General features: G+C 43.9%; 21 protein-coding genes. 3 read left to right on the top strand and 18 right to left on the bottom strand.

Annotated elements, in window-relative coordinates:
• Positions 1-100: 100 nt before the first annotated feature.
• A complete protein-coding gene (gene metF, locus LZZ85_RS17455) occupies positions 101-1,057 on the bottom strand; it encodes a methylenetetrahydrofolate reductase [NAD(P)H] (RefSeq protein WP_237874625.1) in 957 nt (318 codons plus the stop codon).
• Between the two features lie 207 nt (positions 1,058-1,264).
• Between metF and lptB the strand changes: the two genes are divergently transcribed.
• From lptB to fabG, 3 genes are all read left to right on the top strand, one after another.
• A complete protein-coding gene (gene lptB, locus LZZ85_RS28845; protein WP_237874624.1) occupies positions 1,265-2,446 on the top strand; it encodes an LPS export ABC transporter ATP-binding protein in 1,182 nt (393 codons plus the stop codon).
• Positions 2,447-2,923: 477 nt separating this feature from the next.
• Positions 2,924-4,444, top strand: coding sequence for a GH3 auxin-responsive promoter family protein (locus LZZ85_RS17445; protein WP_237874623.1), 1,521 nt, complete (start codon positions 2,924-2,926; stop codon positions 4,442-4,444).
• 128 nt (positions 4,445-4,572) lie between these two features.
• On the top strand, positions 4,573-5,328 hold the full coding sequence (fabG, locus tag LZZ85_RS17440; RefSeq protein WP_237874622.1) for a 3-oxoacyl-[acyl-carrier-protein] reductase: 756 nt from the start codon (positions 4,573-4,575) through the stop codon (positions 5,326-5,328).
• Positions 5,329-5,400: 72 nt separating this feature from the next.
• On the opposite strand, the gene LZZ85_RS17435 is transcribed toward fabG, so the two are convergent.
• From LZZ85_RS17435 to pseC, 17 genes are all read right to left on the bottom strand, one after another.
• Positions 5,401-7,071, bottom strand: a complete 1,671-nt coding sequence (locus LZZ85_RS17435) for a capsule assembly Wzi family protein (RefSeq protein ID WP_237874621.1) — start codon at positions 7,069-7,071, stop codon at positions 5,401-5,403.
• 42 nt (positions 7,072-7,113) lie between these two features.
• The gene (locus LZZ85_RS17430) at positions 7,114-8,517 is read right to left on the bottom strand and encodes an undecaprenyl-phosphate glucose phosphotransferase (RefSeq protein ID WP_237874620.1); all 1,404 of its coding nucleotides are present in this window, start codon (positions 8,515-8,517) and stop codon (positions 7,114-7,116) included.
• A gap of 163 nt (positions 8,518-8,680) precedes the next feature.
• Positions 8,681-9,790 (bottom strand): glycosyltransferase, encoded by a 1,110-nt coding sequence (locus tag LZZ85_RS17425; protein WP_237874619.1) that lies wholly within the window; start codon positions 9,788-9,790, stop codon positions 8,681-8,683.
• Complete coding sequence (locus tag LZZ85_RS17420) at positions 9,787-10,716, bottom strand: class I SAM-dependent methyltransferase (RefSeq protein ID WP_237874618.1); 930 nt, start codon at positions 10,714-10,716, stop codon at positions 9,787-9,789. Before LZZ85_RS17420 ends, LZZ85_RS17425 begins: the two co-directional genes overlap by 4 nt.
• Entirely contained in the window at positions 10,713-12,209 is a 1,497-nt protein-coding gene (locus tag LZZ85_RS17415; protein ID WP_237874617.1) for an O-antigen ligase family protein, read from the bottom strand. Before LZZ85_RS17415 ends, LZZ85_RS17420 begins: the two co-directional genes overlap by 4 nt.
• On the bottom strand, positions 12,206-13,450 hold the full coding sequence (locus LZZ85_RS17410; RefSeq protein ID WP_237874616.1) for a lipopolysaccharide biosynthesis protein: 1,245 nt from the start codon (positions 13,448-13,450) through the stop codon (positions 12,206-12,208). The genes LZZ85_RS17415 and LZZ85_RS17410 overlap by 4 nt, the downstream gene beginning before the upstream one ends.
• A complete protein-coding gene (locus LZZ85_RS17405; RefSeq protein WP_237874615.1) occupies positions 13,447-14,877 on the bottom strand; it encodes a hypothetical protein in 1,431 nt (476 codons plus the stop codon). Before LZZ85_RS17405 ends, LZZ85_RS17410 begins: the two co-directional genes overlap by 4 nt.
• Before the next feature lie 7 nt (positions 14,878-14,884).
• Positions 14,885-16,120 (bottom strand): N-acetyl sugar amidotransferase, encoded by a 1,236-nt coding sequence (locus LZZ85_RS17400; RefSeq protein WP_237874614.1) that lies wholly within the window; start codon positions 16,118-16,120, stop codon positions 14,885-14,887.
• Positions 16,110-16,895, bottom strand: a complete 786-nt coding sequence (hisF, locus tag LZZ85_RS17395) for an imidazole glycerol phosphate synthase subunit HisF (RefSeq protein WP_237874613.1) — start codon at positions 16,893-16,895, stop codon at positions 16,110-16,112. The genes LZZ85_RS17400 and hisF overlap by 11 nt, the downstream gene beginning before the upstream one ends.
• A gap of 3 nt (positions 16,896-16,898) precedes the next feature.
• On the bottom strand, positions 16,899-17,510 hold the full coding sequence (hisH, locus tag LZZ85_RS17390) for an imidazole glycerol phosphate synthase subunit HisH (protein ID WP_237874612.1): 612 nt from the start codon (positions 17,508-17,510) through the stop codon (positions 16,899-16,901).
• On the bottom strand, positions 17,507-18,199 hold the full coding sequence (pseF, locus tag LZZ85_RS17385) for a pseudaminic acid cytidylyltransferase (RefSeq protein WP_237874611.1): 693 nt from the start codon (positions 18,197-18,199) through the stop codon (positions 17,507-17,509). The genes hisH and pseF overlap by 4 nt, the downstream gene beginning before the upstream one ends.
• The gene (pseI, locus tag LZZ85_RS17380; RefSeq protein ID WP_237874610.1) at positions 18,196-19,248 is read right to left on the bottom strand and encodes a pseudaminic acid synthase; all 1,053 of its coding nucleotides are present in this window, start codon (positions 19,246-19,248) and stop codon (positions 18,196-18,198) included. The genes pseF and pseI overlap by 4 nt, the downstream gene beginning before the upstream one ends.
• On the bottom strand, positions 19,248-19,721 hold the full coding sequence (locus LZZ85_RS17375; protein WP_237874609.1) for a GNAT family N-acetyltransferase: 474 nt from the start codon (positions 19,719-19,721) through the stop codon (positions 19,248-19,250). Before LZZ85_RS17375 ends, pseI begins: the two co-directional genes overlap by 1 nt.
• Positions 19,721-20,761 (bottom strand): UDP-2,4-diacetamido-2,4,6-trideoxy-beta-L-altropyranose hydrolase, encoded by a 1,041-nt coding sequence (gene pseG / locus LZZ85_RS17370; protein ID WP_237874608.1) that lies wholly within the window; start codon positions 20,759-20,761, stop codon positions 19,721-19,723. The genes LZZ85_RS17375 and pseG overlap by 1 nt, the downstream gene beginning before the upstream one ends.
• Positions 20,754-21,830, bottom strand: a complete 1,077-nt coding sequence (locus LZZ85_RS17365; protein ID WP_237874607.1) for a Gfo/Idh/MocA family protein — start codon at positions 21,828-21,830, stop codon at positions 20,754-20,756. The genes pseG and LZZ85_RS17365 overlap by 8 nt, the downstream gene beginning before the upstream one ends.
• Positions 21,821-22,831, bottom strand: a complete 1,011-nt coding sequence (locus tag LZZ85_RS17360; RefSeq protein ID WP_237874606.1) for a zinc-binding dehydrogenase — start codon at positions 22,829-22,831, stop codon at positions 21,821-21,823. Before LZZ85_RS17360 ends, LZZ85_RS17365 begins: the two co-directional genes overlap by 10 nt.
• Positions 22,828-23,979, bottom strand: a complete 1,152-nt coding sequence (pseC, locus tag LZZ85_RS17355) for a UDP-4-amino-4,6-dideoxy-N-acetyl-beta-L-altrosamine transaminase (protein ID WP_237874605.1) — start codon at positions 23,977-23,979, stop codon at positions 22,828-22,830. Before pseC ends, LZZ85_RS17360 begins: the two co-directional genes overlap by 4 nt.
• Positions 23,980-23,992: the final 13 nt, after the last annotated feature.

Here is a 23,992-nt window from a genome sequence, read left to right as displayed (position 1 = left end):
GCACACGATAAAAAAGGATCCGCAATCAAGGCAGACAATTGCCCTGGTTGCGGATCTTTCTTTATAATGAGATTCTGATTCGTAAAATTCGTGGACTGGGTCAGCGGATCTCACGGACTACGTCTGCCACGATATGTGGCTTACCCAGCGTGTAATAGTGCAGTACAGGAACCCCGTTCTTCTTCAGGTCTTTTGACTGTTCCAGCAACCAGCGCTTGCCCACTTCTTCAACATCCTGATCAGTCTTGCATTTCTGGATCTCATTGGCAAGATCTGCGGGAAGATCGATATGAAAGGTTTTGGGAAGAACGGTCAGCTGCTTCTTGTTATAGATCGGCTTTAATCCGGGAATGATCGGCACATTGATACCGGCTTCGCGGCATGATTTCACAAACGCGTAATACTTCTCGTTATCGAAGAACATCTGCGTAACAATATAATCAGCACCGCAGTCGACCTTCTCTTTCAGGTAACGAAGGTCAGTCTGCATATTTGGGGCTTCAAAATGTTTTTCAGGATAACCCGCCACCCCGATGCAGAATTCTGTTCTTTGCTGGGTACCTTTCAGGTCCTCCTCGATATAGATCCCTGCATTGAGATTTGTCACTTGCTTCAGCAATTCGTTTGCGTAACGGTGACCTCCGGGTTCTGCATCAAACGTGGTTTCATTTTTTGCAGCGTCGCCGCGCAGTACAAGCACGTTATCGATCCCGAGGTAGCGCAGGTTGATCAGCGCATCCTCTGTTTCATTGATATTGAAACCACCACAGATCAGGTGCGGCACCGTATCCACATTGTATTTATTCATGATGGCGGCACAGATCGCCTCCGTACCAGGACGCTTGCGCACTACCACCTTCTCAAAACTCCCGTCCGCCCGCTTCTTAAAAATATGCTCACTGCGATGGTAAGTAACATTGATGAATGATGGCTTGAACTCCATCAGCGGGTCCAGGTGCTTATATAATGCCTCAATGCCTTTTCCCTTAAGAGGGGGTAATACTTCAAAAGAAACCAGCGTGTCCTTTGCCTGGTTAATGTGATCAATAACTTTCATAGATGTTTTATGACGGGTTTTCGCCGACCCACAAAGCTAAGCTAAGCGTCAAAAGAGGCAAAAGAGGAGAAGAAGTTATTTCATATTTTTTGAAGTTTTCCTCCGTTTGACACCTTTTCGACCGCTGCTCAGGATAAAAATGACAAAGATTACCCAAAACATCTCTTTCCCTTTTGCCTCTTTTGACGCTTAGCTTAGCTTTGCCGGATGTCAATAGCCATTTACGCAAAGGATCTCGTTAAGCGCTACGGTAAGCGAACTGTTGTTAATCATGTGAGTTTTGAGGTACAACAGGGAGAGATCGTGGGTCTGCTGGGCCCTAATGGAGCGGGTAAAACGACGTCCTTTTACCAGGTGGTGGGTCTTGTCCGTCCGGATGAAGGGCATGTATATCTGCAGGAAGAAGATATTACCGCACTTCCGATGTATAAAAGGGCAAAAATGGGGATTGGCTATCTTCCGCAGGAAGCTTCCGTGTTCCGCAAACTCAGCGTGGAAGATAATATCTCCGCGGTGCTGGAAATGACCAGCCTGAGCAAAGCAGAGCAAAGGGAAAGGCTGGAATCATTGCTTGATGAGTTCCGCCTCCACCACGTTCGTAAAAGCAACGGCGATGTGTTGAGCGGCGGGGAAAGAAGACGCACAGAGATCGCCCGGGCCCTGGCCGTGAGTCCGAAATTCATTCTCCTCGATGAACCATTTGCCGGTATCGACCCTATCGCGGTAGAGGATATCCAGGCAATCGTTGCACGGCTCAAATACAAGAATATCGGCATATTGATCACGGATCATAACGTAACAGAAACCCTTTCTATATGTGACCGGGCCTATCTCCTGATCGATGGCAAGATCTTCCAGCAGGGTACAGCAGAGGCGCTCGCTGCGGATGAGCAGGTAAAGAAGCTATACCTCGGACGAAACTTCGAACTGAAACGAAAAGATTATCTCCACGAAGAAGCTTTTAAGGCGACCACCGCCGGCAGACAGGCAACTGAACTGAATCCGGAAAAAGTAATCTCCTCGGTAGAAAATGCGCTGGCAATGATCAGCCAGATCCAGGATCGCGGGTTGAGCGTACAGGACTTCGCCGATCCCGAAAGCTTCGGACTGAAAGAACTATCAAACTTTCTCCCGGAATTAAAAGCCAGCTTATTGCAATATGCCGGAAAGAAAGATATCGGAGAGCTCAAATCTGCCGCGTCAACACTTCCGCTGGTGGATCTTTCCAGGTACCGCCCTGTAAAGACCGGCAAAGCCGCCGGAGACGATACACCAACCGACTTCGATGGATCTGTTATTGATCAGCTAAAAGAAGATCTCCATGAAATCGCCGGAAATCTCCGGCAAATTATTGTGATCGTGCAAAACACTGCGAAGGCTGCAGGCTGATGCCCTCAGGGTAAGATATTATAAGATTATTTTGGCGTAGGAGTATCGCAGAGAACGCAAAGCTCCCGCAGAGAACGCAAGGAATATTAGCGCCCTTTGCGCTCTCTGCAATGCCCCTACGCCAATACCGTGTCAGGCTGACGGCCATGCGGATATGGGCGCGTCCGACGTCCGCATAGACCCGTCTTAGGTGTATAGTCATAGTACCGGGTAGTTACCACCTGCCGCAATCCCAGCCCTCTCTGTTCATGGTATACCCGTTTTCGGAAGCAGTTATTGGTCAAACCCGTTTGCTCCTGACCGGCTCAATACAAATTGAAAGGGTCTCCAACTTTTAAACTTTTGAACTCTCAAACCTTTAAACTCCCAGGCAGCCATCCCCAACAATTGCTCCGGTTTGTTTTCACCTGAAAGCAACCTGACAGAACTAAACGCTTTTAGTTCATCGAAAAACCATTTTCCTTATCTTGCCGGGCGATGAGCCTGCTTAGTCCAGCCATATCATCCCTTGCCCGTATGCGCCAGTGGCGCATAGAAGGATGGAAAACGAATCCTGCGGATGCACAACGCGAGGTCCTGCAGGACCTGGTAACCTCTGCCCAGTACACAGAATTCGGTCGCAAGTATAACTTTCATGAACTGTTCAATATACGTTCCTTCAAACAGTCTGTGCCCGTACATGAGTACAACGACCTGAAGCCCTATATCGAACGCATTATGCAGGGAGAACAGAATATTCTGTGGAATACGCCTGTTTACTGGTTTGCCAAGAGCAGCGGTACCACAAGCGATAAAAGCAAGTTCATTCCTATCAGTGAAGAAAGCCTGGAAGACTGTCATTTCAAGGCTGCAAAAGATGTGCTGACAATGTATTATCAGTTCAATCCGGAGTCTGCTTTGCTTACGGGAAAAGGACTGGTGCTCGGCGGAAGTCATAATATCAATCCGATGAATAATGATGCCCAGTATGGCGACCTTAGTGCCGTGTTGCTGCAGAATACACCATTCTGGGGGCATTGGTTACGCACGCCGGATCTCAGCATCGCATTGATGGACGAGTGGGAAAGCAAGATCGAAAAACTCGCTGCAAGTACTATACACGAAAACGTCACCTCCATTTCCGGCGTACCTACCTGGACGCTTGTTCTTTTCCGCCGCATCCTGGAGATCACCGGCAAATCCACCATGGCGGAAGTATGGCCATCTCTGGAATTGTACATGCATGGAGGCGTTTCCTTTACACCATACCGTGAACAGTTCAGAAAACTGATCGGCAAAGACATTCATTATCTTGAAATGTACAATGCCAGTGAAGGATTTTTCGCCGCACAGGAAAAACCGGGTGATGACGGCATGCTGCTGTTCACTGACCATGGCATCTTTATGGAATTTATGCCTGTCAGCGAATACGGAAAGAAATTCCCAAATACTATTGGCTTGCAGGATGTGGAGTTGAATAAGAACTACGCCCTTATCATCAGTACCAATGGCGGCCTCTGGAGATATCTGCTGGGTGATACCATCAGCTTTACCTCTCTTTCTCCCTATCGTATCAAAGTATCCGGGAGGCTGAAACATTATATGAATGCCTTCGGCGAAGAAGTGATCGTAGACAACACCGATAAAGCAATTACCAAAGCCTGCGAAAAAACAGGCGCTGTAGTAAATGATTATACAGCCGCACCGGTCTATTTTTCCAGCGACTCAAACGGTGCACATGAGTGGCTGATCGAGTTTGAACAGGAACCCGCCGATCTTGATGCTTTTATTTATGAACTTGATGCCGCACTAAAAAGTATCAATAGCGATTACGAAGCGAAACGTCACAAAAATATGGCGCTCCGTTCTCCCATCGTTCATGCAATGCCCAAAGGAAGTTTTAAAGAATGGCTGAGAAGTAAGGGGAAACTGGGAGGGCAGCATAAAGTGCCGCGATTAAGCAATGAAAGAGAGTATGTGGATGCGATACTTGCGATGAAGGAAATTGCAGCGAGATAAGTAAAAAGTCAAAGTAAAAGAGTGACATTCTATACGATGCGGTTTGACGGTTTTCGCAGAAGCTTTTTTACTTTTGAATTTTTACTTTTGACTTATTTTGACTTTTGTCTTACAACTAAAATAACTAAATGAAACTGGTAGAAAACAAAGTAGCGATCGTAACAGGTGCAGCCCGCGGGATCGGCGAGGCTATTGCTTTAAAATTTGCACAGCATGGCGCGCACGTTGCGTTCACATATGTTAGCGACAGCAGCAAAGAAAAAGCACTTGCGCTGGAAGAGAAACTGAAAGGGCAGGGAGTGAAGGCGAAAGCTTACCAGAGTAATGCAGGCGATTTTGCGCAATGCGAGGCATTTGTAAATGACGTGCTAAAGGAGTTCGGAACCGTTGATATCTGTGTAAATAATGCGGGGATTTCAAAAGACAACCTGTTGCTCCGCCTTTCGCCTGATCAGTGGGACGATGTGATCAAAGTGAACCTGAACAGTGTATTTTATATGACCAAACAGGTGATCCGTCCGATGATGAAAGCAAAATCAGGAAGCATTATCAATATGAGTTCTGTGATCGGTGAAATGGGAAATGCGGGCCAGAGCAGCTATGCGGCAAGCAAAGCAGGCATCATTGGTTTTACCAAAAGTGTGGCTAAGGAGTTAGGTAGCCGCAATATCCGTTGCAATTCCATTGCTCCCGGTTTTGTTGAAACGGATATGACCAGTTATCTGAAAGAAGGTGAGGCTGGCGATAAGTATAAGGCGGGAATTCCTTTGGGAAGATTTGCTTCAGCGGAAGATATTGCGAATACGACTTTATTCCTGGCGTCTGACATGGGGTCTTATATCACGGGACAGACGATCAGTGTGTGTGGCGGGTTGAATATCTGACGTTCATAAACTAATATAAAAAAAGCCGTGGATGATCCACGGCTTTTTTTATGGGGAGAATTGCAATTATTATCAAAACATATAGGAAACAGATAGACCGGCGTGTAGCTGATTTACATTAGTATACACTTCCTCGCCCGCTGCGTCATGCTGATACCTCCACTGGTAATTGAAGGAACGGACAAATGAAAGATTCGCTGAGAATAAAAGGCGTTTATAATACCAGTCTTTATACGCATTCAACGACATGTCCACCCAGTGAAAACGTGGGTTCTGAAGCCGTTGAAAAGCGCGATAATAGTAATCATTATTTCTTACCACCCGCTCAACGGTAAAGCCAATCTTTTCGATCCCTTTTAACCAACTGATCCCGATGGTCTGACTATTGGAGCCGGGTCCGATACCCGCTCCGATCACCTGGCCGCGATGAGTGTAACCATGTCTAACCTGGTAATGTGTATACCAGCCTTCCTGTGCGCGAAGCCATGCCGTTGGGGAATTTTCCAGCTGGGTGAGTTCAAACATTACTTCAATATCCAGATTCTTTGGAGTTGTGATGATTTTCCTTCCGCCGACGATATAAGCGCGTGCATGCTCAGGTTCAAGCACTGCATCAGTAAAGTTTTGCGAATGATCGTTTCGGCCAAACTCTGCATAGAATTCTGCTTTCTCTTTCGGGAGTACGAGTCTGGCAAATAATGACAGGAGTTGGTCCCTGCGCTTTTCATCTTCCCCGTTGGTGGCGCCTTTGAAGAAAGTACCGAAGATAGGGAGATAGCCATCAAACGACTTATCTACATCAGAGTTGTAGAGATAGAACATTCTTGAGAAACCAAGGTAGAGACCTTTTGTCCATTTAGGTTGCCAGGTTATCGTCATCCCGTTCATATATCGCTTGCTGTCTTCCTGTTTAGGCTGGTAGAGCGATAAGCCATCGAAAGTTCTGGCCGTATCCTGTGGAAGAATACCTGAGCCTTTGGTCATTCCACTTACGATCTGCCATTCGAATGAGCCGATGCCTGTTTTTACCGGGGCCGTTGTGTTGAACGTAATATGAGGAAAGCCTGGCGCCGTATTGCTCATCAGCAGGGAATTACGTATACCTGGGCCCCACCAGAGATTCTCAGTTGAAACCCCAAGTGAAAGCTTTTTATAGTTGAACCGGACACTGGATTGGCCAGGAAACACTTTTGTGTAACTGCCATTTCCGAATTTTTCAGGATTATCTATCCTGTTCAGGATGTAGTAATAGTCGCGCCATAAACTATCATTCTGCCATCCGGGAAATTGTTCAAAGTTTGCGTTCTGTGCATACACAAATTCTGGCCTGAATTGAATGCTGAGCGGGCCGAGTTTTGTGTAAATCCCCGCAGATATCTGTGTTTGATATCCTTTTGCCTGGATCATGGATCCGTCATTCCAGCCGTAGGGATGGTGCGAATTGAATTGCTGGCGGATGGTTGCGGGAAGAATGACCAGGCTGCCTTTTCCGTGGGCGAAATTAGCGGTTTTAGGCCCATTGCCTCCTGCCCACTGCAGAAGATTATATATAGAATCGGCATCACCGGCAGCATATGCAGAAACCGGTCTGATAGTGTAGGATATATCTGTTGGCCTTTCTCCCGTGATCTGCAGCCGGCGAAGGGCATCTTCTAACACTTGACTACCAACAGGAAGGTTTTGGGAATATGAATGACCTGCTGCCATTATCAACAGCAAGCCGAATGCGACACGTTTCGGCATTTCGATTGGGTTTATATAGGAGACGAAGGGGAAAAGCGGTGATTAATAAGCGTTCTTTTCAGTTTTCACCATATTGACGAGAGTTTGAAGAATGATCTGGAGATCGAGCCAGAACGTCCAGTTCTCCATGTACCAAACGTCAAATTCAACCCTTTTTTGCATTAGGTAAGGTTTGCGCGTTTCACCACGGTATCCGTTTGTTTGGGCCCAACCTGTGATGCCGGGTTTGACCCAATGGCGCATCATATAATTTTCGACACTGTCTTTAGATTGTATATTTAGTGGAACCGGATGGGGGCGTGGGCCTACAACAGACATCGAGCCCAGCAGCACATTGAGGAACTGAGGCATCTCATCAAGACTGGTTTTCCGGAGAAAAGCGCCGATTTTCGTGATCCGGGGGTCGTTCTTTTTAGCCTGCTGGTACTTGCCACTTTCATCAAGATCACGGCTGTTATGTACCATGGTCCTGAATTTATAACAAACAATCGGCTTGTTATTTAACCCCCAACGCTCCTGTTTAAAGAAAACAGGCCCTTTGGAGGTAAATTTTATTGCCAGGCTGATGATGGGGATCAGCCAACTTAGGATAAGGATTGTTACCAGGCCCGCGAAAATGATATCAAAAGATCTTTTATAAACCTTGTTATCGGTTACATCCAGCGGGAGTGAGCGAAGGGTAATGATGGGGAGAGAACCTAGGGTGCCCACATGAATTCTACCCGCGCTAAATCGTTGGTAATGAGGTATAATCTTAACCCGTTTACCTTCCCTTTCGCCTGCTTTGATGATCTTGCTGAGTTGAATATCATCGTTGATCGGCATGGCTACGACAATATCATCGAGTTCATAGTTCGCAATGATCTCGTCTATATCAGCGGTTTTGCCAAGATAATGACCGTTTACAAGTGGATTTGTGGTATCGTCAATAAACCCGGTCAGCGCATAACCATAATGATTATCCTTCACATATTGCTGATAAAAGTTCACTCCCGAATCTCCGGCTCCTACAATCAATACCTTTCGTCTCACCTGCTTACTGTTTCGAAGTCTTTTGAAAAATACCCGGATCGCCAATTTCTGAACTGGCAACAACACGAATATCCAGGCACAATGAAAAGCCAATTGAGAAAGTCCGAAACGATATGCTGATACAAGTTGCGAAAAAATGAAAGAGGTGAGAAGAAAATAGATGATCATGGTTTTCAGGAAGACTATCCACTCATATGAGAAGGGCGTGGCCCGGTAATCCTTGTAAAGTCCCATTGCCCGTCCGCAGAAAAACCAGCAACCAGTCGTGATACAGGTCAGTAATACATGCGTGCTGGAAAGAAACTCATTTGAAGGCACTTTAAACCCATTCTGTAAAAAAACACAGATCAAGCTGATGAACAAAAAGTCCAACGTGATTTTCGCCCTGGTGGAAGGGTTATAGATTTTTTGCATCAGATAAAGGTTATGTAAGGTTTAATAATTGGTCTTCACCAGCGGGAATCATGACAAAGTAACTGAATTATTCGTTGCTTTATAAATAAGAATAAAATCGGGAATTATTGTTCGCGCGGTTCCGGTGGTTTTTACGGGAACATTAAATGGTTTCTACGTCAAATTATTTTTGCGATGTATACATCTCTTGAAATAAGTCGAAATATTGGCCAGTAATCTTCTCCCAAGTATAATTTTCTGTAATACGTAAACGTGACTTTCCCTTCAAAGTTGCAAGTTTTTCAGGTTTTTTTTCAATCTCACGGATCAACTGACAAAGGTCATCCTTATCTTTTGAGAAATAGACACCATGCTCTTCACTTTTCAATACCTCCCGGCTGAATTTCGTGTCCAGTGCGATGACCGCGCAGCCGTAAGCAAGGGCCTTCAACAAAGTCGGGTTGGTTCCGCCAAACTCATGCCCATGAAAATAGGCAAAACAATTATGATATAGTTCAGCCAATTGATCACTGCCATTAACATATCCTGTAAAAATCACCCGGGCATCTTTTATCGCCTTGATTCGTGTCGCATACTCATCCTGATAAGGAACATCTCCGACAATAACCAGTTTTTTTCCTGAGTCTGACCTGATGAACTCTTCCAATATCAGCAATGCGTTGTTATCAGGGATAAGACGTCCAACAATGAGATAATAGCCGTCTTTCTCTAACTGCCACTGACTGATAAGTTCTGGCTGACGGGAATAACGAATATTGGCGCCGTAGGCAATAACAACAGATTCTGTTTTAAATTCTTCGATATAAACATCCTTCATGGCATCCGCATCTGTGATAATCCTGTCCATCCAACGGGTAGCCATTTTCGACGAAAGGTAAAATACTTTTGCTCCGAGTCCTTTCCATTTCGGCCGCAGCCATTCCAATCCGTCTACATTGATCGCGGTACGTTTGCGAAAGATCCTTGTCAGCGGGCCAAATATTCCATTGGCAGAGTTAACATATAATATCACATCGTACTTTGAGAATACCGCATGCATCGTACAAAGAAACGTGTTAGACCATTGGCTAAGGCTTTTGGATTTGATTGAGGAGAAATAATGAAGCCTGATACCATTGACTTCTTTTGGTCGTTCCTTGAATAACTTCTTGTGACAGTACACATGCACTTCGACTCCCTTAGCGACTAAACGCGGTGCCACCTCGGAAACAAACGTTTCATACCCACTGTATACATAAGGATAGCCTCTTGATCCTATAATTGCAATTTTCATCCTTTTACTTCTTTTCTTACATAGTATCTAAGCACACCTCCGCGGCCGGTCAGGCTGCTGAACCATTCCAGTATAAAAGCAAATGGCAGTGCTGCCATTAATCCGGCCATGAGTCGTATATTTTTTTTTGCCTTTAGATCACCAATAAGGAATCCCCGGTAGCCGAATTTTGACATGATCGTTTGGATCATTCCGATAATTCCCAGGTGAAGGGAAAAGGTATCTTTTCTTATTATTTTATAGCCTAGTGAATCAAGCAGCCGTGTTAAAGATTCACTGGTAAAATGGCTGACATGCCTTGGAATATCAATATGCAACCAGCGTTCGCGGCCCCATTTTGATTGCCAGCTACCAAAATTCGGGACTTCTACAACTGCCACACCATCATTATCAAGGTTGTCGTTCAGCAGGTTTCCAAGCAGTGATTTTGCATCGGGTATGTGTTCGAGAACATGGAACATTGTGATAACAGGAAACCTTTTTCCGAACACCACTCCCCCGCTATAGAAATCCGAGCTTATCTGTACGTCGAATACTTTTCTAGCATATTCAGCCCGCGGAGTGGAGGTTTCCACTCCTGCAACCTCATAACCCGCATTTGCGGCGAAAGAAAGGAAGAGGCCTTTCCCTGCACCAAAATCGATCAGCGCCCTTTCTTTGGGCGCCAGCTGCTCAAGCCTTTTCAGCACTTTCTTATACTCAGCCTCCTGAATCTTATAGAAAACTGAGTTACGGGTGTCTTTGACCGTATAGTCCTTTTCGTCATAGTACTTATCTATATCGACCGGCACATTGAAGAAAGTGAAATAGTGTCTGCATTTTTTACAACGGACGATCTCGTAAGACAGCGAGTCTACAACGAATGGCTTGTACAGATTCTTTTCTGCGTCAGAGCTTCCGCAAACCGGGCATAAAACAATTTTCATAAACTATGGATATACTTTCTTGCCAGAGACGGCGCTATAAAACAAATGCTGCACAATGACCACATCAGCGATTGAACACGTATGTTAAGGCCGCTCGCATTTGTCAGATCTGATAAAAGCCAGCAAACAATAATCACATTCAGGATCAGAATGAATGACAAATATAGACTTAGGTCAGCAGAAGGTTTTATCTTATACTGCTGCTTCAGTATTTTAAAGGCTTTGATGCCTCTTCTGATGGTGGTGAAAATAACACTATAATAGATCATGACGCAAATAAGCCCCATTTCCGATGCATATAAAAGATAGCCGTTGTGTGGATCGAGAATGGATGTCATCCACGGAGGCATGGTGCCAAAATAGTCTTTTAGATAATTCCACTGGCCTGGCCCCACACCAAGAAAAGGATGTTCAACAATCATGTTGTAGCTCAATCCCCATACCACAAACCTTGCCTGCAATTCTTTTACATCTTCCAATGCATTCTCGCCACTGACCAGCTGAAAAATACCGAAGATCCGTTCAAAAAGATCAGGCTTAAAGACAAAAAAAACACCTACGCACATCACGAGACCTGTCAGCATAAAAAAAGCAAGACGCATCTTTTTCCGAAAAGGTATCGGAAGGTATAGATAATAGATGCCCGCGCCCATAAGAAGCAATCCAAAGCTCATACGGTTAGCCGACATCAGCTGGAAAGTAAAACATATCACGAGGGAGCCGAGCGCAAGCAGAAACATCATATACCGCTTACTTGCATAAAAATGTGAAATGAAAGGGATACACAATAGAGAAACAAATGTAAGCAAATGGCCAAATGTGTTTACGCCATAGGTTGCCACAGACAAACGGTTACCACCTTCATAATTATCCGATGGAGATAAAACAGCGAGTAGTACAAAACCCAGCGTGATAATAAATATAGCATAAGGCATCTGCCTGACATAGGAGATGTCCTTAAAAAAAAGCTTGACCCATGCAAATACCAGCAGGAACCTTATGCTGTAAAAGATCCCACGCAAAGCCATTGGCAAATAGAACGTAGAAGAATTAAATGCGGAAAAAATTGTTGAAATGCAGGCTAAGACCGTAATAGCCATCAGACAAAGCGTAAGATAGTTTACTGTTGCGTCAAAGCTACCTTTCAAATTTCTTTCGTATGCAAAATGGATAACAATTGAAAGAAACATCAGTATATCGATCACCGAAAAAAGCCCATACGGATTATATCCTTCTTCCGGTGTCAACTGCACTGCAATCAGCGTACGATCCAGCGGACCCGGTAACAGGATAATGAGTCCGATTATCAACGGCACCCACCACCCTTTCAACTGTATAAATACCGGAATCAACAATAAAAGGAACATTCCAAGGTACATACCAAGGAATGCACTGGTGGAGAGATGTGCAACGATGGCAAGACCGAGCAGTAAAGCGATAAGGATCAGCAGTGTGCCGGAAACTTTCATTCCAGTGTTTGCAGAAATGTTCATTTAGAGAAAAGCTGTTTTCGTAAGGGTATGTAAAGCACAATAATGTACAAAACGCTGCTAATAATATAGAACGAGCTCATCTGCTCAATGGACGGGCGTATCCTGCTGAAAAAGATAATGCCCAACAATAGCCCTGCATTCAGGACACAAGCGATTACCAGCAGTATATTATACACCCTCTGCCTTCCCACAATCAGGTAATAGTTACCGGCTGTAAGACCAAGCTGTTGTATAACATACGCGATCAGGATATTGCGTATCACCGGTAGGGCTGCTACATAGTCGGTGAGATAAACCGGTAAAACATAATATGCACCTGTAATAAGTATAGCTGCCAGTATCACAAGTCCGGCCTGAACCAATAATGAATACCGGAGCAGGAACCGGAATATCTGGTTATTGTAAAATTCACCTGCATAGCGGCTTGCCGCACGCTGCAGAATCAACTCTGAAGCCAGGCTTACTATCAGATTTAAAGACATGGCAAGTAGCCATGCAAATGAATAGAATCCAAACTCTTCTTTCAAATAGTAGCGGGAAATGATCAATCTGTCTGTTGTCTGGAACAGAAAGTAGATCAATCCGGCAATCATAATGGGAAACCCGATATATATATTGTCACGGACTATCTGGCTATCGAACGAGAAACGGACCGGCGCCTTTAGAAAGAAACGAAGACTTGCAAAAAGAAAAGCGCCTGAATATGCCAGCAATAAAATCAGGTAGTCCGAAAAGAATAAACTCACCAGCGCCCCAACTAACAACAGGCCGCAGGTCAACTGCAACTTGAACAAATCCTTCCAGCTTGCGGTCGCAGTGAAATATGTCTGTACACTAAAATAAACATTAACGGAAAGCGAAAGCAATACCAGGACAGCACAGGTAAATATATCGTAGTCCGTGCGCAATAACAGTATGCCTGCCACTACCAGCGACACAACAAGTGTGCTTACGATATTAAAATTGAAGACCGAATAGAAGGCGTCGCGGGCAACATTTTCTCCTTGTCTTGAATAAGACACAGGAATCTGTCTTTTTAATCCGTTGACGGCTCCAAAATTAGCATTCATCAGATAGCTACTGATCATTATCAGCAGGCTTACAATGCCGAATTCTTTCGGACCGAGTTGCTTTGCCGCCATATACATGATGATGAACCGAAGACATTGCTGAAAGATATTCGCGATGAAGTTAGTGCCGTACTTTTTCGTAATTGACGCGATCCTGATTACTAGACTCATAAATTCGATGTGGCACCTTTATGCGCAATTAGCATATCAGCAATAACAGATGAAGATTCTGCACCGACAAGAGATGCGGATCCGGCCATTGGCGCATTCAGAATATCGTATTCTTTTATTAAAGAAACACCTTCGTTCAACCCTTTCAATAAAAGTGATTTTTCGATACGCGGAAAGCCATATATATCAAACTTGTTCTGAGTCCCCGAAAGTATATATACACTTCTACCCAAACCCACGGTTTCGAATACGCCCGTCGAAACATTACCGAAAACAACGAGACTGGATTGGTTTATCGACTGCAAGAATGGGTCTTCATCCAAGACTGCATTGTCAATCTGTTTCGTTTTAAAATAAGAAACTGCCAGGTCTTTATAATACGGATGCGGCCTTACACGGATCTTATACCCTGTTTTCAACTGACTGCCAATATCCCTTATCTGATCTATCTGATCATATACATCCTGCGGGATACCCGGGCAAATAACAAACAGTAGTTCATCTGCACTTTTCGGATCAGTTTGCCCTTGCAACCAGCTTGTATTTTCAAACCTCGGAGACCCGGCAACAAATAACCGTTCAGAGGACACGCCTTTTCTCTCAAAGAACTTTTTTTCGTAAACTGACCAGCAAAACAAATTATCCGCAATAAGAGGAAGGTAGCCATTCTGCGAATCAATAAATCCGTGTTGTAGTACGCATGTCTCTATTCCTAATTGCCGGGCAGCAAAACAGATCACCCTTGAAACAGAAAAACCATCACTACCAAGTACGATTTTTTCCGGTTTCAATTCATCCAACTGGTCGTAGAATAAGTCATAATAATCTGTAAGGATATTGAGATTGGCTTTAATGATATTGCGCATTTTTGCCGCGAGATAGCCAAACTCCTTTTCGAGGATGGGATAAACCTGAAGCTCAAGATCCTGAACGGCCTGCTTTTTAGCAGCTATATTTCTTCGTTTTGATTTTCCGCCAAACAGAATTACAGGATAATTTGCTCTCTTGTTTTTTTTTATGTAAGAATATGCCCGATAATCTGAAGTGCAGAAAGCTACTTTCCGGCTATCCATTTTCACGATCACTTTCAAAAAGTCGTCCAGTATCCTCGGCACGAAATTATCTGCAAAAAAAACGATTCTTCCTCTAATATTCCCGTGAGAAGAGCTTGCAATTGCCCGATTCATAAGGAACTTGATCCGGTGATCCCACCCATATGTCCGAACCTTAAACGCAAGTCGCTGAAATAACGAGCCACGTGATTGGGCTGCGAAAACAAAACGCCTGAAATAGTCATACAAATTGTGCTGCAGGGCAAGCCCTACCGGCGCATCCCTGTAGATCACTTTAGAAAAAGCGTTATCTTCTTCAAGAAACAATTGAGCAAAATAATTGTCTACCTCAGAAAAATGATCAAAATTTCTCACTGTCCGGTTATATCGATTTATATCTTTTCTGCTCTTCAGCATTTAAATGCACTTTACCATAGCATCCCGGAATTCCGGTGATATCATTTTTATACCACAGTCCCTCCTGGATCCACCACACCCGGGGGTCCCGGAAACGGTCAGCCTCATAGTCAAATTTCTCTTCACTCCAGCCGACATATTTTAACCAACGTTGCAGATCTCTTGATTTCACCGGGTCTCGCTCCTGTATGATCTTAACCCCTTCCTCCCTTGTCATCAGACCAGCTCTTATATCCTTACAAACATGATCTGATGCACGTCCGTACCCGAACTTTACAAATTTCATATAATCATGGATTCCGTTTTCATGCATATCGTCCAGATTGGACATTGTACGGTAAGTTCTTTCGAAAGGTTCCTCGGCCTCCAGAAAGCCATATTTTTCTTTCATTAATGGCCCATGTGAATTGGCATCCCACTTGAAAAAATTAGAAATATAAATACCCCTTACTCCTACTCTTTCAATCTCTTCATCAGAAGGATACATCCAGGTGAACATATCTTTCTTTTCAATCTTCTCGCCGTATTTCGCGGCAGCGTCAACAAAATCTGTCCATTCATATCCTCTGAGACAATGTTCATGCCGGTACCGGTAAGTAAACTCAACAAGATCATTGTAAGAATGCATTCCTCCCAAATCCATAAAACCATGTTCGCCCCAGATCATCAGGGGAACATTTTGCTGCACCGCTACTCTGATCGGATAAGTGAAAATACCCGCGTGGGCATGCCAATTCATATCTCCCATGATCACCTGGCCCAATCTGTTCATTGCCTTCAATACATCAATGCTTGGTGTAAAAAAGATATGATCACATCCGAATGCTTCCCGCATGTTAAGCAGGTTTTTCATCCCCGTTGGAGTGTAATTATTTCCATGATAAGTAACAAGCAATGGATTCAGCCCATAGGACTTGATAATATGTATCTGCCAGTAACTGTCTTTCCCCCCACTAACAGGAATGATACAATCATAGTTGGATCCGTCTTTCGAACGATAGTCTTCGATGAGTCGCTCAAAAAGCTTCTGTCTCCGATTCCAATCGATGCTGATGCTTTGACTTGAGGTACGGCAACCTGAGCATATTCCGTCTTCATCAAATGCCAATGGCACGGCTGAACTGGCGGGATAGACACATTTCTTGCAATACCGCATTTTTGGAAGAGCAAGCGCTGCTTCTGAAATTTCTTTATCTGACATTTATGTTGCTTTTTTTAAGTAATTGCTTTGCTCGTGGATAGCTTCGCTCAGTGAAGTGAAAAATATTCCCTGCCGCAATGCCTGATATTTTTACTTCTGATGCGAGGTCTACAAAATCATAAGGATCGCCGGCCCCTCCACATGCAATAATTGGCAGTGATGTTTCTTTCGCAACCTTTTTTATAGTTTCAGTATCATATCCGTTCGCCATACCATCTCTGTCGATGGCATTGATGAAGATCTCTCCTGCACCCGCTTCTTCACAACGGCGGATCCATGTCAATAAATTAATACCGGTGTTTTTTTGGCCATAATGTGAAAACACAACAGGTTCATTGTCGATTATTCTGTAATCAACAGAAATAACTACACATTGATTACCGTATTTCAGAGATGCTTTTTTAACTATATCAATATTTAGCAACGCCTCTGTGTTAATGCTGATCTTATCAGCACCATTCTGAATACGCAGATCAATGTCCTCAATCGTCCTGATGCCCCCTCCAAATGTTAAAGGCATGAAGCAGATTTTTGAAATCTGTTTTATAATTTCTTCGATTGAGGAATATGATTTTATTTTATGATCATCACGCCTGAGATCATACTCTTTCTGATGACTGATATCTATATAGATCAACTCATCAACATCCCACTCATTATACCGGCTGGCCTGATTAATTATATTTCCGATATTCTGGTGATATTCAAATCCTTCACTGCGAACGATTAGGCCGTTCTTTATGTACAGGACAGGGATCAACCGGGTCTTAAGCATTGATCAAAGCGAATTAAAATTCTTAAATATACACAGGCCTTTTTGCTGACTTTTTTCTGGATGGAACTGACAACCAAAAATATGGCCACTCTCAATACTGCTGTGGAAATTAATGCCGTAGTCCGTTACTGCTGCAACATCCTCATGTCTTTTCAATGCGCAATAATAGCTATGAACAAAATAGTAGGAAGATGGTGATTCAATTCCATTAAACAATACAGCATTATTTTTCACTTCTACATCGTTCCAGCCCATATGTGGAATTGGCTGATCTTTTACTACCTCTCCGAAAAACAACACTTCGCCGTTTACGATAGACAAGCCATTGTGCACACCGTGCTCGACACTCTGATCAAGCAACAACTGCATACCGAGGCAGATCCCAAGAATCGGCTTCTTTTTTACCAGCACAAGTTCACGTATTTCATCTGAAAGACCTGATCGGTTCAAATTATCCATTGCCATCCCAAAAGCGCCGACACCGGGGAGTATAAGTTTATCCGCCTCTCGCAGCTCCGTGGCGTCTGTCACTATTTTGCATGGGATAGAAAGATGTTCCAGCGCATTCCTGACGGAGGCGAGGTTGCCCATACCGTAATTAATAATGCCGATCATAAATCATTTATTATTCTGTATTTCATTTCCGCGATCTGCCAATCGCTCTCGTTATCTATGTCCTGCGCATGAAGTTCATCTAAGATAATCGGTACAGTGCTGTCCGTAAAAAAAATACCCTCTTCATTGAATGATGCCGTCTTTACAAAATAGAACTGACCAGAATCATGATAGGCAGGCGGGATATCCTGTGAGCGTATAAGGTTGTATTCCGGCCAATTGAAGAATAACCGGTCGTTCTCTATCTTGAAGGATCGCATAATTGGAAAGCTGAATCCCACGACCGGCACAACAGACTTTACAGAGTCTTTTGTCAGATAAGAATACGCTTCTTTCAATTTGGCCGCAGTAACAAAAGGAGCTGTTGGGTAAATACAGCTAAAGGCATTAAAAGAACGCCTGAAGTTGATCTCATAATCTCGCAGAACCTCAGAAACAACGGCTGCGGTTGTTGCATGATCATCTGCAGTTCCTTTACTTCTTAGAAAAGGGACTATGGCGCCATACGCCTTAGCAACTTCAGCAATCTCTATATCATCTGTAGAAACCATCACTTCATCGAAGCAGTTTGAAGTTAAGGCTGCTTCAATCGAATACGCGATGATGGGCTTACCAAGAAAATGCTTGATATTCTTTCGCGGGATTCTTTTGCTTCCTCCCCTTGCCGGAATAATTGCAATACAACTCATGCGTTTGATAACAGCCCCCACTGAATTGGCGTACCTTTCTTTATGAAACCAGTAGCTTTTTTGCCGAGCACCTGGTCGTAATAACGTGTGTGCAATCCCAGTGCCGGTCGCTTTGACTGCACATTTTCAGTAGTGAATAACTCCCCCTGTTGAATATCCCTGATAGCATACAAGGATCTTTTGAACTGAATGTTTTTTTCTTCGGATTTCTGAATGCCATATTGAATATTGCCGAGCGCCAGAAATCCTGTTTTTGTCTCCGTTACCAGTGCCTTCAATTCTTCAGGCTCCAGAGAGAAAGCTGAATCAACACCGCCATCTGCCCTTCTTAGAGTAAAATGCTTTTCTATGACGCGGGCACCAAGTGCAACAGCGGCAACAGCAGCGCCAATACCCATCGTATGATCAGATAAGCCAACATGACAATTGAACAGATCAGCCATATGCGGAATGGTAAGGAGATTGGTATTTTCCGGCGTAGCGGGATATGTGCTGGTGCATTTCAATATCACCAGATCTTTGCAACCATTTCCTTTTAAAATTCTTACGGATTCATCAATATCGGAGATTTGCGAAACGCCGGTTGACATGATCACCGGCCTTCCGGTTTCAGCCACCTTCTTCAACAACGTCCAGTCCGTGTTCTCGAAAGACGCGATCTTATAAGCCGGCACGTTCAACGACTCAAGAAATTCAACCGCTGTCTCGTCAAATGGCGAGCTGAACGCCATCAACCCTCTTTTCGCAGCATGCTCAAAAATCGGCTTATGCCATTCCCAAGGGGTATACGCTTGTTTATACAGGTCATATAACTCCCTCCCATTCCATAAAGAGTTCTCATCATGGATAGTAAATGCGCCTTCCACTGTAATCGTATCAGCCGTATAGGTTTGAAGCTTGATAGCATCAGCACCAGCGTCAGCTGCTGCATCCACAATCTGCAACGCACGTTCAAGTGATTGATTATGATTACCACTCATTTCTGCTATGATGAAAGGCCTGTGTTGATCGCCTATTGTTAATCCTCCTATTTGGATATCGTGTTTCATTAACTCTTTTTTTCCAGTATATAACTTAATATTCCTTTCTCAAGCTTTTTTTCAATCAATTTGTACCCGGCTCTAAGAAAGCTTTTGTACGAAGCCTCATTTGACACAAATACATATGCGTGAATTGAGTAGCCGGCATTCTTACTTAAGAAATCAGCTGTAGCAATCTGCAACATTTCTGCACTATATGCTTTCCCTCTCTGCTCACTGTCGACACTCAAACCTATGACTGCCATGCCCGCATCCGGGCCCTTACTCCTCTCAATCCTTACCTGGCCGATAGCTATATCCTGTTCATTCAAAAAAAGATACATATACGCATCGTCAGATCTGATTCTTTCCTCGAACCATTTTATATGAGATTCATAAGGGATAACGTCCTGATTGTATGAATTCTGCCTGGTCTGCTTTTCATTAGACCACCTATAATAAAGATCTGCATCATTCAATTCGGCTAATCTGAATCTCAACATCAGGCAAACGCTTTGAATTCATTAAGTATTCGATTTCCGGACTGACCGTCAATAAATCTTGCCTGCTTATCAAGCAGCTCATTCACCAGTTTTGTATCATTCATGGCCGCCAGTTTTAAAGAAAGTTCATAGCTGTCAATGTTGTTAAAATCACCAACAGACACCGCGCAGCCAGATTCTGTGATCATGTCATGAATGGCCAGCTGGTTATCGACAACCATTCCTGTCATTAGCCCACATTTAACGCTTATTACTTCCAGCGAAACCGAACTAGCCGGGCAAACTGCAATCTGCGCATCATGGATCAGGCTCACCATTTCATCTGCACTAATACTCTTCCTGATAATTATTTCCTTATCCGTTTTCGATCTTTCAATGATCTGTTGCATTTCATCGCCAAATGAATAGGCACTTCCTGTTACCACGATTATCCTCTTGATAAAATCCACCTTTATGGAAGAACAGAGAACTTTATTTGTAGCATTGAATGGATCCGCACCGCCCATGCAGATAAAAATGGTATCAATCACCTCTATCTCAGCGCGGACTTCGCGTGCTGCCCTCATAAAAGGTTCTCGCAGGATTACATAATCGGCGCCGGTTAACAAACGTGTATAGGCCTCGGTTTCATAACGTTTCACCCGCTCACTGTGACCATGGTTGATAACAATATCAGCCCAAAAATGCGTGTGCGCCAGATCATCAATACAAACCATTTTTTTTACTTCGCGTTTTAACGCTTGCTGATATTCGCTGTCAAACTGGTAGCCGTCCAATACAAGTATATCATCAGGCGTCAGTTCAGACGGGATTTCTTCAATCTCTTGCCTGTTATTGGCAAAATCGAAAACCCTGACATCATAAAAAGGAGTGATCATATTGATGATAATATCATCTGGTCTGTTTAGCCAGAAAACAGGTTTAAAATCGTACTTAACCAGGTCCGCAACGGCCATGCTTCGTACAATATGACCTAAACCAATTTTGTTACTTCCTACGGTACGGAATATCACCCGGCCTTTATCACTTTGCTTATGCATAAAAATCTCCTGATCTCCCCGTAATGACAAAGTTTTCGTTTAGCTCGCCGGGGGTGATGATCCTACCCTTTGCCAGGAATGATTGAACAATGCCAAAAAGAAGTTCCTGACCGGCAAGAATTTCTTCAGCTGTTACAATACTTACTTCAGAATCTGAGACCACTGCATTTTTTAAGGCTGTAAAAATTCTTTGTGTTCCGCTTAATAACGGATCAACAGTAATGATCTCTGATTTGTGGAAGTAATTAGGAAAGTTTCCTTCTCTGGATATCTCGATGTGGTGGCCGTCCCCATTAACTGTTAGTATCCCTTTGGAACAGAATATGCGGACATTCAGCCCATCTCCCGGAATCATAGACGCCGATATGCCATTGTCAAAACTGAAATATGCATTATTTACAATTGGGTCATCATCCAGCTCATCACGATCATGCTTATAGCTTGCCTGGTTTATCCGGCAATTCCCTTGAACTTCTTTCCATACATGTGAATTACTGAAAAAAAGGATAAGATCGGTAGCATGCGGTAGTGTCCATAACAGTGCCGCGCGTCCAAATTCCGTACTGATATGCTGAACATCTCCCAACTCGCCAGACCAGCAGATCTTTTTTGCTTTCCTGTAAATATCCATTGCTCGCCGCGTGGCACCATAAACAAGTTTAACGTTTCCAGACCGGATGGCAGAGATAGCGTCTTTGCAATCTGCCACGCTTCTGCTGATCGGCTTTTCAGCATAAATGCCTTTTACTCCGGCAGACACGGCTTTACGGATCACATCACAACGAATATCCGTCCTGGTGGCGATTGATAAAATATCCGGTCTGATTGCACCAAGCATTTCTTCATAGTCCGCGAATATATTCTTTACATTGTAATACGCACTATAGGTGTTTCGTCGTTCTTCATCATTATCACACATCGCAGAAAGCGACAGTCCGGGAACTGATAAAATTGCTTCTGCATGCGACACCGGGAGCCAGCCAGCGCATATTTTTCCTTCAAGCCTGATGGATGGCTGAGCACCCATACGGCCCAATCCAATAATGGCCGATCTTAATATCATTCCCATTCAAGTAAAGAGGTAAAAAAAATACCGTCCCTTTTCAACATTTTTTTATACTCCGCATCCAGTTCGCTGAATGGCGAAACCGACGAAATGATGAAAGATGGATCCAGTCTGTTTTCGGTGATCAGGCCTGCGAGATACTGCATATTTCTTTTTACCGTAAACCGGAGGTCTGAAGCACTTATATCCAGGTCAGGCATATGCCCTGTACTTTTGATCGTTATCTGCTTATCATACAGATAACGTGAATCAAGTGGATTGAAATCGGGAATTGGCTGGTCTCTGCCAGGAAACCCGAGATTGATTACACTACCTGATTTTCTGACAATCTGAAGCGCGAGTAGCCAATCATGCCATGAATTGGATGTATTAATTACAATATCAAAACCATCCGTATTTAAATTCTTCAAAGAAGATGAAACAGCTTCATTATCTTTCAAGCATCCCTTTATACCATTGTTTTTGAACGTGCTGACCAATTCCTTTTGTGCTGAAAAAATCACCGTATTAAAGCCACATGCCGCTGAAAGCTCATAAGAAGTATACCCTAAGGTACCGGCTCCGATGATCCCGACTGTATAGCCAGGCTTTGCTTCACCTGAAAGAAGCGCAGCGTATCCTAGATGATACAGATATGTTGCTGTCAACTTCTTTAAAGGAGATCCCTGATCAAACTTCAGAATACATTCGCTTTCGTTTATTTTAAAATAAGTCCTGTGCGACTGGAATGTAAGTATATAGTCCCCTGAAGATACACTGGAAACACCCGTTCCCGTAAACTCCACACGTGCTATATTGCAATAACCCACCACACGCGGATATACTTTCATGGGGCGTAAAGGCGATGCACCTGAATAAGCAGCAACCTCAGTACCGGGAGATACAACTGAATAAACTGTTTTGGCGATCAGCTCCGTCGGTCCTAATTGTGAAGGGTCAATGATCTGCTCTTCCATTATCAGCTCGAAAGGAGCCTTTAATGTATACACATCTGCTTTTATCATTTCCCGAAAGATTTTACCTCATTGATAACAAATTCCTGTTCTTCATGTGTCAGCGTCGGATACATTGGCAGGCTGAGACACTGGCTGTAATATTTCTCAGCCACTGGAAAATCTCCCTGTTTGAATCCCAGTGATTGATAGTAAGGCAATGTATGCACTGGGATATAGTGAACCTGCGCAAATATGTCTTTGCGCCTGAGATGGTCGTACAATCCTTTTCTATCATCTACCCTGATCACATACAAATGATAGGCATGCCCATCCTGTGGATGAGGCTGTAACGGCCGTATCGTTGTACCGGCAAACGCTGCATCATATTTTTTGGCAATCGCCTTTCTTGCTGCCAGGCCGTTATCCGCCCTTTTCAGTTGTGAAGACCCAAGCGCCGCCTGAAAATCGGTGAGCCTGTAGTTATACCCAAGATCCACCATTTCATAATACCAACCTCCGTCATTCTCCTCCATGATGCTGGGATCTTTTGTGATACCATGTGTACGCAACAACTGAAGTTTTTTGTACAATTCTTCATCATTGGTAGTGATCATCCCACCTTCACCACAGGCGATATGCTTTACAGGATGAAAAGAATATATAGCCATTTCAGAGAACCTTCCGTTACCACTGATCTGCTTTTCGCCGTTCTTATCTATAAAAAAGGCGCCGGGGGCGTGACAGGCGTCCTCAATGATCCATAAACCGTATTCGTCTGCCAGGGCTCTGAACTGTTCTGCATTGATGGGATATCCTGCAAAGTCAACGGGAATGATGCCACTATACGTTCCCCTGGGCGAAGCTTTTAACAGAGCTTCCAGCTTATCGATATCCATCAGTGCGGTCTCTGAATCAATATCCACAAAGGAAACTTTTCCTCCGCAGTATCTGACACAGTTCGCAGAAGCAGCAAAGGTGACAGGTGTTGTGATGACATGGCTGTTCTCATTCACTCCAATCGCAAGTGCGGCAAGATGAAGGGCAGCGGTTCCATTGTTAACAGCAACAGCAAACTTACATCCTATATAGGCCGCAAATGCTGCCTCGAACTCGGGAATGGCCGGGCCTTGTGTCAAAAAATCAGATTTCAGGGCATTGACAACTGCAGCAAGGTCTTCCTCCGTAATGTGCTGCCGGCCGTAAGGAATTGGTTTCATTGTATAAAAGGCT

It is taken from the genome of Terrimonas ginsenosidimutans (assembly GCF_022012415.1).
GTDB lineage: Bacteria > Bacteroidota > Bacteroidia > Chitinophagales > Chitinophagaceae > Terrimonas_A > Terrimonas_A ginsenosidimutans.
The sequence above is the reverse complement of the archived record's forward strand: the minus strand, read 5'-3'. Positions and strand labels throughout refer to the sequence as shown.

What these genes read in the sequence shown, in the direction of transcription:
- LZZ85_RS17430 (WP_237874620.1), bottom strand. Translation starts at nt 8,517, where the DNA reads ATGCAAAAAATCTATAACCCTTCCACCAGGGCGAAAATCACGTTGGAC.
- pseI (WP_237874610.1), bottom strand. Translation starts at nt 19,248, where the DNA reads ATGAAACACGATATCCAAATAGGAGGATTAACAATAGGCGATCAACAC.
- LZZ85_RS17420 (WP_237874618.1), bottom strand. Translation starts at nt 10,716, where the DNA reads ATGAAAATTGTTTTATGCCCGGTTTGCGGAAGCTCTGACGCAGAAAAG.
- LZZ85_RS17375 (WP_237874609.1), bottom strand. Translation starts at nt 19,721, where the DNA reads ATGTTGAGATTCAGATTAGCCGAATTGAATGATGCAGATCTTTATTAT.
- pseC (WP_237874605.1), bottom strand. Translation starts at nt 23,979, where the DNA reads ATGAAACCAATTCCTTACGGCCGGCAGCACATTACGGAGGAAGACCTT.
- LZZ85_RS17410 (WP_237874616.1), bottom strand. Translation starts at nt 13,450, where the DNA reads ATGAGTCTAGTAATCAGGATCGCGTCAATTACGAAAAAGTACGGCACT.
- hisF (WP_237874613.1), bottom strand. Translation starts at nt 16,895, where the DNA reads ATGCTTAAGACCCGGTTGATCCCTGTCCTGTACATAAAGAACGGCCTA.
- lptB (WP_237874624.1), top strand. Translation starts at nt 1,265, where the DNA reads ATGTCAATAGCCATTTACGCAAAGGATCTCGTTAAGCGCTACGGTAAG.
- LZZ85_RS17445 (WP_237874623.1), top strand. Translation starts at nt 2,924, where the DNA reads ATGAGCCTGCTTAGTCCAGCCATATCATCCCTTGCCCGTATGCGCCAG.
- pseF (WP_237874611.1), bottom strand. Translation starts at nt 18,199, where the DNA reads ATGAGTTGTATTGCAATTATTCCGGCAAGGGGAGGAAGCAAAAGAATC.
- pseG (WP_237874608.1), bottom strand. Translation starts at nt 20,761, where the DNA reads ATGCATAAGCAAAGTGATAAAGGCCGGGTGATATTCCGTACCGTAGGA.
- LZZ85_RS17360 (WP_237874606.1), bottom strand. Translation starts at nt 22,831, where the DNA reads ATGATAAAAGCAGATGTGTATACATTAAAGGCTCCTTTCGAGCTGATA.
- hisH (WP_237874612.1), bottom strand. Translation starts at nt 17,510, where the DNA reads ATGATCGGCATTATTAATTACGGTATGGGCAACCTCGCCTCCGTCAGG.
- LZZ85_RS17400 (WP_237874614.1), bottom strand. Translation starts at nt 16,120, where the DNA reads ATGTCAGATAAAGAAATTTCAGAAGCAGCGCTTGCTCTTCCAAAAATG.
- LZZ85_RS17415 (WP_237874617.1), bottom strand. Translation starts at nt 12,209, where the DNA reads ATGAACATTTCTGCAAACACTGGAATGAAAGTTTCCGGCACACTGCTG.
- metF (WP_237874625.1), bottom strand. Translation starts at nt 1,057, where the DNA reads ATGAAAGTTATTGATCACATTAACCAGGCAAAGGACACGCTGGTTTCT.
- fabG (WP_237874622.1), top strand. Translation starts at nt 4,573, where the DNA reads ATGAAACTGGTAGAAAACAAAGTAGCGATCGTAACAGGTGCAGCCCGC.
- LZZ85_RS17425 (WP_237874619.1), bottom strand. Translation starts at nt 9,790, where the DNA reads ATGAAAATTGCAATTATAGGATCAAGAGGCTATCCTTATGTATACAGT.
- LZZ85_RS17435 (WP_237874621.1), bottom strand. Translation starts at nt 7,071, where the DNA reads ATGCCGAAACGTGTCGCATTCGGCTTGCTGTTGATAATGGCAGCAGGT.
- LZZ85_RS17365 (WP_237874607.1), bottom strand. Translation starts at nt 21,830, where the DNA reads ATGGGAATGATATTAAGATCGGCCATTATTGGATTGGGCCGTATGGGT.